General features: G+C 65.4%; 16 protein-coding genes and 1 pseudogene. 9 read left to right on the forward strand and 8 right to left on the reverse strand.

The window, feature by feature from the left end:
- Nucleotides 1–36: 36 nt before the first annotated feature.
- On the forward strand, nucleotides 37–450 hold the full coding sequence (locus Q9316_RS13735; RefSeq protein WP_306035301.1) for a group II truncated hemoglobin: 414 nt from the start codon (nucleotides 37–39) through the stop codon (nucleotides 448–450).
- A gap of 5 nt (nucleotides 451–455) precedes the next feature.
- Complete coding sequence (locus Q9316_RS13740; RefSeq protein ID WP_306032163.1) at nucleotides 456–821, forward strand: DUF423 domain-containing protein; 366 nt, start codon at nucleotides 456–458, stop codon at nucleotides 819–821.
- A 71-nt stretch (nucleotides 822–892) separates the two neighbouring features.
- Here Q9316_RS13740 and Q9316_RS13745 read toward each other — a convergent pair whose 3' ends face one another.
- The 5 genes and pseudogenes from Q9316_RS13745 to Q9316_RS13765 all read right to left on the reverse strand — a co-directional run bounded on the left by Q9316_RS13745 (nucleotide 893) and on the right by Q9316_RS13765 (nucleotide 3,674).
- Nucleotides 893–1,207, reverse strand: coding sequence for an antibiotic biosynthesis monooxygenase family protein (locus Q9316_RS13745; protein WP_306032164.1), 315 nt, complete (start codon nucleotides 1,205–1,207; stop codon nucleotides 893–895).
- A gap of 15 nt (nucleotides 1,208–1,222) precedes the next feature.
- On the reverse strand, nucleotides 1,223–1,492 hold the full coding sequence (locus Q9316_RS13750) for a hypothetical protein (protein WP_306032165.1): 270 nt from the start codon (nucleotides 1,490–1,492) through the stop codon (nucleotides 1,223–1,225).
- Nucleotides 1,489–1,806 (reverse strand): annotated as a pseudogene (locus Q9316_RS13755) (DUF2325 domain-containing protein); the annotation flags it as partial. The pseudogene Q9316_RS13755 and the gene Q9316_RS13750, both read right to left, overlap by 4 nt.
- A 486-nt stretch (nucleotides 1,807–2,292) precedes the next feature.
- Nucleotides 2,293–3,180, reverse strand: coding sequence for an energy transducer TonB family protein (locus Q9316_RS13760; protein ID WP_306032166.1), 888 nt, complete (start codon nucleotides 3,178–3,180; stop codon nucleotides 2,293–2,295).
- Nucleotides 3,181–3,242: 62 nt separating this feature from the next.
- Nucleotides 3,243–3,674 carry a hypothetical protein gene (locus Q9316_RS13765; protein WP_306032167.1) on the reverse strand — a complete coding sequence of 144 codons (432 nt, stop codon included), beginning with the start codon at nucleotides 3,672–3,674 and terminating at the stop codon, nucleotides 3,243–3,245.
- A 235-nt stretch (nucleotides 3,675–3,909) separates the two neighbouring features.
- Between Q9316_RS13765 and Q9316_RS13770 the strand changes: the two genes are divergently transcribed.
- From Q9316_RS13770 to Q9316_RS13795, 6 genes are all read left to right on the forward strand, one after another.
- Nucleotides 3,910–4,956, forward strand: a complete 1,047-nt coding sequence (locus tag Q9316_RS13770) for a hemin-degrading factor (RefSeq protein ID WP_306032168.1) — start codon at nucleotides 3,910–3,912, stop codon at nucleotides 4,954–4,956.
- A 27-nt stretch (nucleotides 4,957–4,983) separates the two neighbouring features.
- Nucleotides 4,984–5,934 (forward strand): heme/hemin ABC transporter substrate-binding protein, encoded by a 951-nt coding sequence (locus Q9316_RS13775; protein ID WP_306032169.1) that lies wholly within the window; start codon nucleotides 4,984–4,986, stop codon nucleotides 5,932–5,934.
- Nucleotides 5,921–7,042, forward strand: a complete 1,122-nt coding sequence (locus Q9316_RS13780) for a FecCD family ABC transporter permease (RefSeq protein ID WP_306032170.1) — start codon at nucleotides 5,921–5,923, stop codon at nucleotides 7,040–7,042. Before Q9316_RS13775 ends, Q9316_RS13780 begins: the two co-directional genes overlap by 14 nt.
- Nucleotides 7,043–7,049: 7 nt before the next feature.
- The gene (locus Q9316_RS13785) at nucleotides 7,050–7,838 is read left to right on the forward strand and encodes a heme ABC transporter ATP-binding protein (protein ID WP_306032171.1); all 789 of its coding nucleotides are present in this window, start codon (nucleotides 7,050–7,052) and stop codon (nucleotides 7,836–7,838) included.
- A 128-nt stretch (nucleotides 7,839–7,966) separates the two neighbouring features.
- A complete protein-coding gene (locus tag Q9316_RS13790; RefSeq protein ID WP_306032172.1) occupies nucleotides 7,967–8,365 on the forward strand; it encodes a glycine zipper domain-containing protein in 399 nt (132 codons plus the stop codon).
- 84 nt (nucleotides 8,366–8,449) lie between these two features.
- Entirely contained in the window at nucleotides 8,450–8,881 is a 432-nt protein-coding gene (locus Q9316_RS13795; protein ID WP_306032173.1) for a hypothetical protein, read from the forward strand.
- Between the two features lie 35 nt (nucleotides 8,882–8,916).
- Here Q9316_RS13795 and Q9316_RS13800 read toward each other — a convergent pair whose 3' ends face one another.
- The 3 genes from Q9316_RS13800 to Q9316_RS13810 form a co-directional block, all read right to left on the reverse strand.
- A complete protein-coding gene (locus tag Q9316_RS13800) occupies nucleotides 8,917–10,422 on the reverse strand; it encodes a sensor histidine kinase (RefSeq protein ID WP_306032174.1) in 1,506 nt (501 codons plus the stop codon).
- A gap of 124 nt (nucleotides 10,423–10,546) precedes the next feature.
- Nucleotides 10,547–11,101: an RNA polymerase sigma factor gene (locus Q9316_RS13805; RefSeq protein WP_306032175.1), complete on the reverse strand. Its 555-nt coding sequence runs from the start codon at nucleotides 11,099–11,101 to the stop codon at nucleotides 10,547–10,549.
- Nucleotides 11,102–11,108: 7 nt separating this feature from the next.
- Nucleotides 11,109–11,282, reverse strand: coding sequence for a NepR family anti-sigma factor (locus Q9316_RS13810; protein WP_306035302.1), 174 nt, complete (start codon nucleotides 11,280–11,282; stop codon nucleotides 11,109–11,111).
- Nucleotides 11,283–11,450: 168 nt separating this feature from the next.
- On the opposite strand from Q9316_RS13810, the gene Q9316_RS13815 reads away from it, so the two are divergent.
- Nucleotides 11,451–12,245 carry a response regulator gene (locus Q9316_RS13815; protein WP_306032176.1) on the forward strand — a complete coding sequence of 265 codons (795 nt, stop codon included), beginning with the start codon at nucleotides 11,451–11,453 and terminating at the stop codon, nucleotides 12,243–12,245.
- Nucleotides 12,246–12,425: the final 180 nt, after the last annotated feature.

Consider the following 12,425-nt stretch of genomic DNA (forward strand, 5'->3'; position numbering starts at 1 on the left):
GCGCGAAGGATGGGCCGGCGCTAAAACGCGGCCATGATGGATACGAGCGACGACCCGGGGCGGCAGCGCGAGACGATCACGCTTTACGAAGCGGTCGGCGGCGATGCGGGCGTGCGCGCGCTGACACGCCGCTTCTACGAGCTGATGGATACCCTGCCGGAGGCGGCGCGGTGCCGCGCCATCCATCCGCCCGACCTCTCGGGCAGCGAGGAGAAGTTCTACGAATATCTCACCGGCTGGCTTGGCGGACCGCCGATCTATGTGGAAAAACGCGGCCACCCGATGCTGCGCCGCCGCCACTTCGTGGCGCCGATCGGCCCGGCGGAACGGGACGAATGGCTGCTCTGCTTCGTGCGCGCGCTGGAGGAGACGGTGCCGGGCGAAGGCCTGCGCAAGATCATCCTCGATCCGGTGACGCGGCTCGCCCATCACATGCAGAACCAGGAATGAAACCGATGTCCTTCTCGCTTCGCTCGGCCAGCCTTCTCGTTGCCGGCCTGATGGGCCTTGCCGGTGTCGTCACCGCGGCCGCCGCCTCCCATGGCAGCGATCCGCGCCTGATGGCGGGCGCCTCCGCCATGTGCCTCGCCCACGCACCGGCGCTGATCGCGCTTTACGCAGCCTGGCCGTCCATGCGCACCGCTCCGCTCGCCGCTATTCTTCTGATCATCGGCACGGCGCTCTTTGCCGGCGATCTCGTGTTCCGCCATTCCACCGGGCACGGACTGTTCCCGATGTCCGCGCCGACCGGCGGCGTCGTCATGATGGCAGGATGGCTGGCGGTGGCGCTTGGCGCTTTCCTGCCGCGCAAGGACGCCTGATCCCGGCGCTTCGGAACATGGCCGAAGCGCTGGAGATTGCCGTGCGGATCATGGATATGGTCGCCGCGCGCTCAGGCGCCGACGACAGCGGTGAACCCTTCGAATTTCGGCGGGCCGAGATAGATGCCGCGGTTGTCGCCGGCATTCTTGTGGGCCTGCCGGAAGTTTTCCGATTTCGTCCATGCGACGAAGTCGTCCTTGCTCGCCCAGATCGTATGGGAAGCGAAGAGCGTATAGCCCTCCTCGGTGTTCGTGTCGCCACGCAGAAGATGGAAGGACTGGAAGCCCGGCATCTCGGCCAGGCTCGATTCCCGCCCCTTCCAGATATTCTCGAAGGCTTCCTCATGGCCGGGGACAATGTGGAAGCGGTTCATGGCAACGAACATGGGAAGGCCTTTCTGTCAGAACGAATCCCGCCGCGTGCGGCGCGGCACAGGGAAGGCTACGACATTATCGTTGCGCGCTTCAAGAACGCCCGCACCTTCGAAATTCACACCGCGGGCCGGCGGGCGGGCGCTGTGCACCGGAAATTCCGTGACATTCTCGCTTTCAAGCATGTCCGCGCGGCGCGTCAGCAGGGCATAGAGTTCCGGCACGAGGCCGTCGCCGTTCTGCGCCGCAAGCTTGTGCAGGCCGATCATCATGAAGGCTTCGGGTCTTTCGTCGTTCACTGGACATTGTCTCCCTGTGTCATGCTCTGCAGGGCGCGCTCGAAGGAGGATTTGCTGCCGTTGCGCAGCGGCACGAAGGCCTTCTCCCACTTCTTGCAGCCCGTCTTCACGCGGATGCAGGCATCGTGGCTGATACAGTCGATGGGGCAGAAGACGCAGTCGACCGAGGGAAGCACGTTGTCGATGCGCGAGACCGCCTCGCGCAGGCCGCCGTCGTGGTGGATGAGATTGGCGCCGTAGGAGCTGGCGATCTGGCGCAGATGCGCCACCTGGCAGTCGCGGCCGCCGACATAGAGGAAGCTGCGCCCCTCGAGCCCCGCCTTGCTGTCCGCCTTCTCGGCCTCGTTGCCGTCCTGTCGCCGGCGGGCCTGCTGCTGTTGCCTGTGCTTCTCGCGCATCGCCTTCCTCTCCGCTTCGCCGGTCCGGCGCTTGACTTTGGTGACTTCCACGCTGCGGGGCGCCTGCGGCGCCCGCACTTCAACCCGAGGCGCGACCGGCTCGGCGGCTACGGCGTCCTGCGGCACGGCCGCCATCTGCTTCTTCAGCGCGGCAAGCTGCCGCTCCAGGTCGGCGATACGCCGGTCGCGTTCGGCGATCGTTGCCTTCAAGACCGCTTCCATGCGGCCCGCACTCATCACATTCATGCAGCATTCCCCTTTGGCACTCCGCATGGGCGGAGCCTCAGTTCGGGGGCAACCTACAAAACTTGATTTTCAGAGTAAAGTATAAACATGACTAGGAAAGTCATATTTTCTGACAAAAAAATCCCGCCGGCTGGAGGACGGCGGGAAAAGAAGCTCTCAGTTGAAGACGATCGGCACGTTGAAGGCCCAGGACGACTTGCCCGCAGCCTCCGGGATCTTCGCGAAGGGGGCCGCGCGCTGCACCGAATCGACCGCCGCCCGATCGAGCGCCGCGCTGCCGGAGCTGCGCGCGACGCGGATGCCGCTCGCCTGGCCACCGGAACCGACGACGAAGCTCACCACCACGCTGCCGCGATCGCCGCCCGAAACACGCCGCTTGGCGCGGTTGATCTTGTTGCGCACCTTGCCGGGATAATTGCTCACGGCGGCGTTGCCGGCGGCGGACGAATTGCCCTTCTTCTGGCCGCCCACGGCCGCAGTCTTCACGTCTTCCGAGCCATCGACTTCACCCTTGGAGGCATTGGCCTTGGCCTTGCCCTTTTCGCCGGCCTTCTTGACGACCTTCTGCTTCGGCTTCTTGCGCTCGACCTTCTTGACCGGCTTTTCCTTCTTCACTTCCGGAACCGGCTTGATCTCCTCCTCCGGCTCGATCACCGGCTTGATTTCCGGGACCGGGACGGCGGCAATCTCCACCTCGGCCGAGGGAACGATCAGCTCCTGCACCGGCTCGGACACAACGGGATCGACCGGCGCGATCTCGGTCACTTCGGGCTGGATCTCGGTCGGCTGGATTTCCGCCACTTCCTGCGGCTCGGTGACGTCGGGCTGGATCGTCTCGGGCGTGATCACATCTTCGGGATTGCCGGATTCCACCGCCTCGAAAGCGCCGTTGCCGAGCATCGCCACTTCGGCGACGACGCCGCCGGCAATCAGCGCTTCCTCTTCCTGCTGCGCAGGCGTCATTGTGAGGATTGCGGCCGCGCCGGCATGGGCGAGCAAGGAAAGGGCGCCCGCGCCGATCCAGAGCCACTTGCTTCCAGCCATGATAGTCACCCGTCGTTCCGTTTCATGCGTCGCCGCGCATCATGCGCCGCGCTACTCGTCACTCAACCTTCGAGGCCGGCCGTCGCCTTGCTGCGCGTGACGATGCCGTCCATGCAGCGGCCTTTCTCCAGCCCCTCGCCCTCGCAGACCGGTGCATCGTTGATCAGGAGGTTCTTCACGCTCTCGCACTTGATGCCGGGCACGTCGAACTGGCGCACCTTGGATTTGCCCGCCGGCAGGTCGCGGAAATCGAGCAACGCCAGGCGCTCGACGGTACCCTTGTCGTTGAAGATCACGAATTCGAACGAGACCTTGGAAACGTTCTGCGCAAAGCCGTTCTGGGCGACGAAGGTGAAGAGGCAGCCCTTCTGGGAGCCTGCCAGCGCGTTGAGCTCCACATCCAGCCCCTTGGCCGCCGCGGCCTCCTGTGCTGCGGCGCCGGAAACAGCGACAGCGGAAAATAGCGCGGAGAGGAGAAGGGTACGTACGGTCATGAGCTCGCCTGTTCACGTTTTCGCCGGGGCGCCGGCCAGATCTGTTGTACGGCACTCGTCAAAGAATTAACATGACTTTATGGCACCGGTATTGCGTGCATAAATAAATATGAGTAATGAAGTCAAGATAGTAAACGCCAAAAAACCTGTCAAACCCCTGTTCCGCCACGAAAATTTCAGCGGAAGGGATGGTGGAGGCGGGAATGGCACCACGCATTTTATGAAGGCCGCGCCCATGACCGACACGACCCGACCGACTCCCGCCGAAATCCGCGCCTTCCGCGCCGAGAACCCGAAGATGCGCGAGCGAGACATCGCCGCCCAGCTCCGCATTTCGGAGGCAGCACTCGTGGCGGCGGAAGTCGGCCTCACGGCCGTGCGCATCGACGGCGACGCCAACCGGTTCCTGGAGCGTTCGGAAGCGCTCGGCGAGGTCATGGCGCTCACCCGCAACGAGAGCGTCGTGCACGAGAAGATCGGCGTCTTCGAGAAGATCAACACCGGCAAGCACGCCTCCATCGTCCTCGGCGAGAACATCGACCTGCGCATCTTCCCCGGCACCTGGGCCCATGGTTTCGCCGTGACCAAGACGGATGGCGACCAGGTGCGCCACAGCCTGCAGTTCTTCGACAAGGCCGGCGAGGCCGTGCATAAGGTGCATCTGCGCCCGGCATCCAACCTCGAAGCCTATGAGGCGATCGTCGCCGATTTCCGCCTGGAGGACCAGTCGCAGGAATTCGTCGAGGTCATCACGGAAAAGACCGTCGAGACTGGCCCGGTCGACGTCGCGGCGCTGCGCGAAAGCTGGAGCGCCATGACGGACACCCATCAGTTCTTCGGCATGCTGCGCAAGCTGAAGATCGCCCGCCAGGACGCCGTGCGCAGCGTCGGCGAGGATTTCGCCCATGAGGTGCGCGCCGATTCCGTTACCGAGCTGCTGCGCGCCTCGGCCGAACGCGGCGCCGACATCATGTGCTTCGTCGGCAACCACGGCACGATCCAGATCCACACCGGCCCGGTAAAGAACATCCAGCCAATGGGTCCGTGGATCAACGTGCTCGACCCGACCTTCCACATGCACCTGCGCACGGACCATATCGCCGAGTGCTGGGTGGTGCGCAAGCCGACCTCCGACGGCCACGTCACCTCGCTCGAAGCCTATGACGCGAACGGCGAGATGATCGTCCAGTTCTTCGGCAAGCGGAAGGAAGGCATGACGGAGCGCGCCGACTGGCGCGAGATCCTCGACAGCCTGCCGCGCCCGGACAGCGTCGCCGCCTGAGCCCAAAACCCGCGAAGGACCGCTACCATGAGCAAGAGCTTCGATTTCCGCCGCGCCCGCCCGTGGGAAGTGGCCCTCACCGTCTTTGCGCTGTCGGCCCCGCTGCTGCTGCCGCTCACCGCGAACGGCGACGGCGGCTTCATCCGCAAGGCCGTCGCGCAGGAAATGCAGCAAGTCGACACGTCGAAGCTCGTGTCGATCGGCGGCGCCATCACGGAAATCGTCTATGCGCTCGGTGAGGAAGACAGGCTCGTCGCCCGCGATTCCACCAGCATGTATCCCGAGGAAGCGATGAAGCTGCCGGATGTCGGCTACATGCGCGCGCTTTCGCCGGAAGGCGTCATCGCCGTGAACCCGACCGCCATCCTCGCCGTCGAGGGCAGCGGCCCGGCCGATGCGCTCGCCGTGCTGAAGAGCGCCGGCATCCCCTTCGAGACCGTGCCGGAAGGCTACGACCGCGCGGCGATCCTCAGGAAGATCGACGTCGTCGGCACCTTCCTCGGCGTGCCGGAAAAGGCGAAGGAACTGGAAGCCAAGGTCGGCGCGGAGCTCGACGCCGCCATCGCCGACGCCGCCAAGCGGCCGGAAGCCGAGCGCAAGCGCGTGCTCTTCATCCTGAGTTTCCAGGGCGGCCGCGTCATGGCTGCGGGCAACAAGACCGCCGCCGACGGCATCATCGGCCTTTCCGGCGGCATCAACGCCACGGACGGCACCTTCGAGGGCTACAAGCCGATCACCGACGAGGCGATCATCAACGCCAAGCCCGACGTCATCATGGTCATGATGCGCCCCGGCCACGGCAGCAGCGACGCGGAAATCCTGGCGCATCCCGCCATCTCGGTGACCCCGGCCGCCGCGAGCAAGGCGGTGGTGCGCATGGACGGCCTGCATCTGCTCGGCTTCGGCCCGCGCACCGCCTCGGCCATCACTGACCTCAACAAGAAGCTCTACGGCAAGGCCGGCAATGTCTCTCAATGATGCCGTGCGCGATCCGCTTGCGCGCGGTTCCGTCCTGATGCGCTCCGTCCGATCCCGGGCTGCCGGCGACCGGACGGCGATCGCGCGTCTGACGCTCGCCTTCCTCGTTGTGCTCTCGATCGTCGCCCTCGCGCTGTCGATCGCGACCGGCGCCTCGGACGCTTCCGCGGTCGGCGTCATCGGCGCGCTCCTCAGCGGCGCGGAAGACACCGCGCTCAGCGTGCGCGACCGCATCATCGTCTTCGACATCCGCATGCCCCGCGCCCTGCTCGGCTTCCTCATCGGCGGCGCGCTCGCCATGTCCGGCGCCGTCATGCAGGGCCTCTTCCGCAATCCGCTCGCCGATCCCGGCCTCGTCGGCATTTCCTCCGGCTCGGCGCTCGGCGCGGTGCTGATGATCGTGCTCGGCAGCAGCCTGCCGGCCGGCGTCATGCTCACGCTCGGCGCCTATGCCCTGCCGATCGCCGCCTTCGCCGGCGGCCTCCTGACGACCCTGCTGCTCTACCGCATCGCCACGCGCGGCGGGCAGACCTCCGTCGCCACCATGCTGCTCGCCGGCATCGCGATCTCCGCGCTTGCGGGTGCCGTCACCGGCATCCTTATCTACATGGCCGACGACAAGCAGTTGCGCGACATCACCTTCTGGGGCCTCGGTTCGCTCTCCGGCATGACCTGGCTGAAGCTCTTCACCGCCGGGCCGATCATCGTGCTTGCCCTGCTCGTCGTGCCCTTCCTGTCGCGCGGCCTCAACGCGATCACGCTCGGCGAGGCGGCCGCCTTCCACATGGGCGTGAAGGTGCAGCGGCTGAAATATATCGCGGTCGTCGCCGTCGCCGGTGCGGTCGGCGCTTCCGTCGCCGTCAGCGGCGGCATCGGCTTCGTCGGCATCGTCGTGCCGCATCTCCTGCGCATCGTCATCGGTCCGGACCACCGCTACTTGCTGCCGGCCTCGGCGCTGCTCGGCGGCGTGCTGATGCTCGGCGCGGACATGCTGGCGCGCACCATCGTCGCGCCCGCCGAACTGCCGATCGGCATCATCACCGCGCTTGCCGGCGCGCCCTTCTTCCTCTGGGTGCTCCTGCGCGACCGCTCGCGGAACGGCTGGTAGAAACATCATGATCACCGCAAAGAACCTTACGGTCAGCCTCTCCGGCAAGACCATCGTGCATGGCGTGGCCCTGGAGGCGAAGGCCGGCGAACTCACCGCCATCGTCGGCCCCAACGGCTCCGGCAAGACGACGACGCTGAAGGCGATCGCAGGGGAACTCGCCAGCAAGGGCGACATCACCCTCAACGGCCACGACATCCGCGCGCTCGAACCCTGGCAGCTCGCCGTCAAGCGCGCCGTGCTGCCGCAGGCCGCGACCATCGCCTTCCCTTTCACCGTGCGCGAGATCGTTCGCCTCGGCCTCACCGTCGGCCCGAACCGCCATGCGGATCGTATCGACGCGGTCACCGCCGAAGCGCTCGCCGCCGTCGATCTCGCAGGCTTTGCCGGCCGCTTCTATCAGGAGCTTTCCGGCGGCGAGCAGCAGCGCGTGCAGCTTGCCCGCGTGCTCTCGCAGATCTGGGAACCGACGCTCGACGGCGAGCCGTGCTTCCTGATGCTCGACGAGCCGGTCTCCGCACTCGACATCCGCCACCAGCTCACCATCATGCAGCTCGCCCGCCGCTACTGCGAAGGCGGCGGCGGCGTCATCGCCGTCATGCACGATCTCAACCTGACGGCGATGTTCGCCGACCACATGGTGATGATGAAGAACGGCCGCATCGAACGGTCCGGCCCGCCGGCCGACGTCATGACCGACGATGCCATGGAAGCCATCTTCGGTTGCCGCATGCGCATCAACGGCGTGCCCGCCGCCGGTGTGCCCTTCGTGCTGCCGCACACCGCTTCGGCCTGATTTTCCAGCACCTTACGGAACCTTTTGCCGCCATCCACGTTTATTGCCCCGGAAGACCGTTCCGCCAAGGGGGTGGAGCGCTGTTCGGCCCGCGCCCGTCGCGGGCGACCCGCAAAAGGAGCAACGGCATGGCCAACGGACTGTTTTCATCCCGCAGCAAGACCCTTCGCAACGGGCTTCAGGACGAAGCCCAGGCTGTCGAAGAGCAGATCGCGGAACTGCGCGCGGAGATCGCCTCCCTTGCCAGCGCCCTGGCCAGCGACGCCTCGAGCGGCGCAAGCGGCATCCGCAAGAAGGCCCGCGCCGTCAAGGCCGAGGTCAGCGACGCCGCGCACGGCCTGAAGGACCGCGCGGAAACCGATGTCCGCGACATGATCGCCGCCGGCGAGGACATCCTTGCCGAGCTTCAGGCCCGCTACCAGGATTCCGGCCGCAAGGCGCGCAAGGCCGTGCACGACCACCCGCTCGCGACGCTCGGCATCGCCGCCGCGGCTGGTTTCGTCCTCGCCGCCCTATTGCGGCGCTGATCTGGCCATCGCACGACCCGGGGCGCCGTTCGGCGTCCCATCCGGGCCTAGCTGGCTCATCCTTCCATTCGGAGCGTAAACGGCATGTTGTCCTTGGGGGCCATTCTCATCCAGAACCTCGTTACCCGTGTCACCGACCGGGTGGATGAGAGCGTCGACATTGCCAAACGCAGTGCCATCGCCGGCCTCTTCATCGGCATCCTGCTTGTCACCGCCTATGTGCTCGCCATCGTCGGGGCGGCGGTTCTGCTGTCCGACCACTACGGCACGGTCCCGGCCCTCTTCGGCCTTGCTGGCGGTTTCCTTGTCCTCGCGCTCATCGTGCTCGCCGTCGTCGCCGCCCGCAACAAGCGGGAGCGCGAACTGCGCCGCATCCGCCGCCAGCAACTTGCCGCCCGGCGCGACCTGATGGCCGCCGCCGCGACCGTCGCCGTGAAAAAGCCTCTCGCTGCGACTGCCGTGGCGCTCGCGCTCGGCTTCCTGCTCGCGCCGAAATCCCGCCGCGACGACGACTGATCCCATCATTCCAGTTGTTCTGGAAAGTGTGCCGCTCAGAGCGGCATGCGCACGACCGCCGTCACGCCTTTCGGCAGATATTCGACATGCACACTGCTGCCGAGGATCTTGTCCAGGCTGCGCTCGATGAGCACCGAGCCGAAACCGCGCCGTCCCTCCGGCTTGACCGGCGGCCCGCCCACCTCGTGCCAGGTCATGTTGAGCACGCGCTGGCCATCCTCGTTCATCACCCGCGCCGTGATCACCACCTTGCCCGAGCGTACCGAGAGCGAGCCGTATTTGCGGGCATTGGTGGCAAGCTCATGCAGCACGAGACCGAGGCCGACCGCCTGGTCAGGCCCGAGCTCCACCTCGTCCTTGTGGATTTCCACCTGGGCTTCGTAATCCATCGCATAGGGCATGATCTGCTTTTGCAGCAGCATCTTCAGATGGATCACGCCCCATTCATGATCGCTGAGCAGGCCATGCGCCTCGGACAGCGATTGCAGGCGGCCCGCGAAGGCATCCATGAACTCGACGGGATCGCTGGTCTGCCGCAGCGTCTGGCGCGCCAGCGATTGCAGCATGGCGAGCGTGTTCTTGACCCGGTGGTTGAGTTCGCGCAGCAGGAGCCGCGTGCGCTCGGAGGCGAGCTGCCCGTCGGTGACGTCGACATTGATGCCGAGGAACACGGTCGGCCGCCCGTCCGTATCCCATTCATGCACGCGGCCGCGGCCGAGCAGCCAGCGGCCGGACTTTGCCGCACGGAACAGGCCGTCATATTCCTTGCCGCTGACGAGCGCATCGCGCAGCCGCCCGATGGTGGCCTTGCGATCGGCCGGATGCACTGACGAGAAGAACCGCCGTGCGCTCATCGGCTTTGCCGGCTTGACGCCGAGCATGCGGTAGAATGTTTCGTTACCGGAGACGACACCGCTCGAAATGTCCCACAGCCAGCTCGCCACATTGGCGGCATCCAGGGCCAGCGCATGGCGCTTCTCGTCCCGCGAGAGGGCTTCCGCCGCCAGCAGGCGCCGCCGCGCCTCGTCCTTCAGCTTGACGAGCGAGGCGGCAAGCGAGGCCAGCCGTTCAAGCCGCGGCACGAGGTCCGGGGCGATGCGCGCATGGGGTTTCACATCGAAGACGCAGACCGTGCCGATCGCCTCTCCGCCGAGCAAGACCGGTGCCCCGGCGTAAAACCGCAGATGCGGCGCACCGGTGACGCTCGGCAAGTTGGCGAAGCGTGCATCCTTGCGGGCGTCGGGTATGACGAGCGGGTTTCCGGCACATTCGGCGATCATGCGCGCACAGAACGAGTCCGCCGACGGCGCGCGGATATCCGGCGTGCCCTCACGGGCGAGGAACCACTGATCGGTGCGGCCGAGGATGGTGACGAGCGAGATCGGCACGGAGAAAAGCCCCGCCGCAAGCGCGGCGATATCGTCGAAATCCGGATCGGGGCCGAGAAAGACCGGCACGGCGGCAGCGAGCACCGCCAGGCGGTCCGGAGCCTCCAGAACCGCAGCAACATCGGACGTGAATGGCTGAACGTTGTCCTTCATACCTTTTCGGTAAGCGATTCCACGCCCGTTTTCACCCGCGTTGCGCGAGATGGGCGAAAATTCGCTTCTTCCCCCTCAATCTTTCCGCCGCCCGCCATCACAACGGGCGGCGTCCGTTTCTTTATCAGGATGCGAAGGCACGCGACGTGATAGGCGCCGATACCGCGTCGGGACCGTAATCGCTTTCGCCGCTCACCTGCAAAAGCTCCTGCAGGCGCTGGCGGGCGCGGTTCACGCGGCTCTTGATCGTTCCGAGGGCGCAGCCGCAGATTTCCGCGGCCTCCTCATAGGAAAAGCCCGAGGCACCGACGAGAATGATCGCCTCGCGCTGTTCGTCGGGCAGCTTTTCGAGCGCCTTCTTGAAATCCTGCATGTCGAGCGAACCGTATTGCGACGGGTGCTGCGCCAGGTTCTCCGTGAAGATACCGTCGGAATCCTGCACCTCGCGGCCACGCTTGCGCATCTTGCTATAGAGTTCGTTGCGCAGGATCGTGAAGAGCCAGGCCTTCATGTTCGTGCCCATTTCGAACTGTTCCTGCTTTGCCCAGGCCTTCATGATCGTGTCCTGAACGAGGTCGTCCGCCTGGTCGTGGCGGCCGATCAAGGAGATCGCAAAGGCGCGCAGGCTTGGCAGAACCGCCAGCAACTCACGTTTGAAAGTAGTCTGTCCCTGATCCATCACGTCCTCACTCGACCCTTTGCACACTGTTTTCGACAGCATCCAATTTCTCGAGAAGATCCAGGAATCTCTGGGGAAGAGCCTCGTCCTGTACCGAATGGTAGAATGCACGCAGTTTTACGGCAATCTGTGCATTGGGATCATCCGGTTTTCTGGGGGGCCGGCTCGCGTTCGTTTTCATATTCACGCTATTCACTCTTGGCCACTTTCATGTTCACTCACCTGGTGACGAATTCGGCTTGGAAATGCCTAGCGTCAAAAAAAGTTCCCGCCCCTGGAACCTAAAATTGGCTTCCGCGTTCAAACCGTCAACTGCCATTGCAGCAAATCGAGAACAGGGGACCACATCATGCCGATTTCCGACCGCATCGGGCCGCACCTTCCCGCGCTCCGCCGCTACGCACGCGCGCTTACGGGAACCCAATCCTCCGGCGACGCCTATGTTGCCGCCACGCTCGAAACCATCCTCATCGATCCCACGGTGATGCCGGCGGGCGGGGACGACAAGGCTAGGCTCTTCGGCCTGCTCAGCCGCATCATTTCTTCCCTCCCCGTTTCGATGAGCCGCGGCGCGGGCGCCATAGTACCGGGCGCGGAAGTGCCCTTCGACCTTTCCAGCGTCCCCCCGCTCGGCCGCCAGGCACTGCTGCTCGCGACCGTCGAAGGCTTCACGGTCGAGAAGACCGCGGACATTCTCGAGGCGGAGGCCGACACCATCCGCTCCTTGCTGGACGCCGCCTTTGCCGAAATCGCGGCGCAGGCCGAGACCGGCATCATGATCATCGAGGACGAGCCGCTGATCGCGCTCGACCTCGCGCATATGGTCGCCGGCATGGGCCACCGGGTCACCGGCATCGCCCGCACGCAGGCCGAAGCCGAAACGCTGTGGAGCAACAGCCGCCCCGGCCTCGTTCTGGCCGATGTGAAACTGGCGGACGGCTCTTCCGGCATCGATGCCGTCAACACCATCCTGTCCCGCACGGATATCCCCGTCATCTTCATCACCGCCTACCCGGAAAAGCTCCTGACGGGCGAGCGGCCCGAGCCGGCCTTCCTCGTCTCCAAGCCCTTCAACCCCGAACAGGTGAAGGTGCTGATCAACCAGGCGCTTCTCTTTACGCCGCAGACCCGCGCAGCGGCCTAATCTCGCTCCCGGATAGCCGCAGCGGCGGCGCGGCGGCGGCGGTGGGACGGCACGCCCACCGCCGCCTTTGTCTTGTTTTCACAAAGCACAAAGAAAACAGCCAGCGCCTGGGGGGCACTGGCTGCTTGAGTATCCACGGACCGGAGGGGGACACGGTATCGTGGTCGATCACCGGTCGAG

It is taken from the genome of Shinella zoogloeoides, from assembly GCF_030733845.1.
In the GTDB taxonomy this organism is placed as follows: domain Bacteria; phylum Pseudomonadota; class Alphaproteobacteria; order Rhizobiales; family Rhizobiaceae; genus Shinella; species Shinella zoogloeoides_C.

Excerpts from the sequence above, each read along its gene's own strand:
- Q9316_RS13735 (WP_306035301.1), top strand. The coding sequence starts at position 37 with ATGGATACGAGCGACGACCCGGGGCGGCAGCGCGAGACGATCACGCTT.
- Q9316_RS13740 (WP_306032163.1), top strand. The coding sequence starts at position 456 with ATGTCCTTCTCGCTTCGCTCGGCCAGCCTTCTCGTTGCCGGCCTGATG.
- Q9316_RS13745 (WP_306032164.1), bottom strand. The coding sequence starts at position 1,207 with ATGTTCGTTGCCATGAACCGCTTCCACATTGTCCCCGGCCATGAGGAA.
- Q9316_RS13760 (WP_306032166.1), bottom strand. The coding sequence starts at position 3,180 with ATGGCTGGAAGCAAGTGGCTCTGGATCGGCGCGGGCGCCCTTTCCTTG.
- Q9316_RS13765 (WP_306032167.1), bottom strand. The coding sequence starts at position 3,674 with ATGACCGTACGTACCCTTCTCCTCTCCGCGCTATTTTCCGCTGTCGCT.
- Q9316_RS13770 (WP_306032168.1), top strand. The coding sequence starts at position 3,910 with ATGACCGACACGACCCGACCGACTCCCGCCGAAATCCGCGCCTTCCGC.
- Q9316_RS13775 (WP_306032169.1), top strand. The coding sequence starts at position 4,984 with ATGAGCAAGAGCTTCGATTTCCGCCGCGCCCGCCCGTGGGAAGTGGCC.
- Q9316_RS13780 (WP_306032170.1), top strand. The coding sequence starts at position 5,921 with ATGTCTCTCAATGATGCCGTGCGCGATCCGCTTGCGCGCGGTTCCGTC.
- Q9316_RS13785 (WP_306032171.1), top strand. The coding sequence starts at position 7,050 with ATGATCACCGCAAAGAACCTTACGGTCAGCCTCTCCGGCAAGACCATC.
- Q9316_RS13790 (WP_306032172.1), top strand. The coding sequence starts at position 7,967 with ATGGCCAACGGACTGTTTTCATCCCGCAGCAAGACCCTTCGCAACGGG.
- Q9316_RS13795 (WP_306032173.1), top strand. The coding sequence starts at position 8,450 with ATGTTGTCCTTGGGGGCCATTCTCATCCAGAACCTCGTTACCCGTGTC.
- Q9316_RS13800 (WP_306032174.1), bottom strand. The coding sequence starts at position 10,422 with ATGAAGGACAACGTTCAGCCATTCACGTCCGATGTTGCTGCGGTTCTG.
- Q9316_RS13805 (WP_306032175.1), bottom strand. The coding sequence starts at position 11,101 with ATGGATCAGGGACAGACTACTTTCAAACGTGAGTTGCTGGCGGTTCTG.
- Q9316_RS13810 (WP_306035302.1), bottom strand. The coding sequence starts at position 11,282 with ATGAAAACGAACGCGAGCCGGCCCCCCAGAAAACCGGATGATCCCAAT.
- Q9316_RS13815 (WP_306032176.1), top strand. The coding sequence starts at position 11,451 with ATGCCGATTTCCGACCGCATCGGGCCGCACCTTCCCGCGCTCCGCCGC.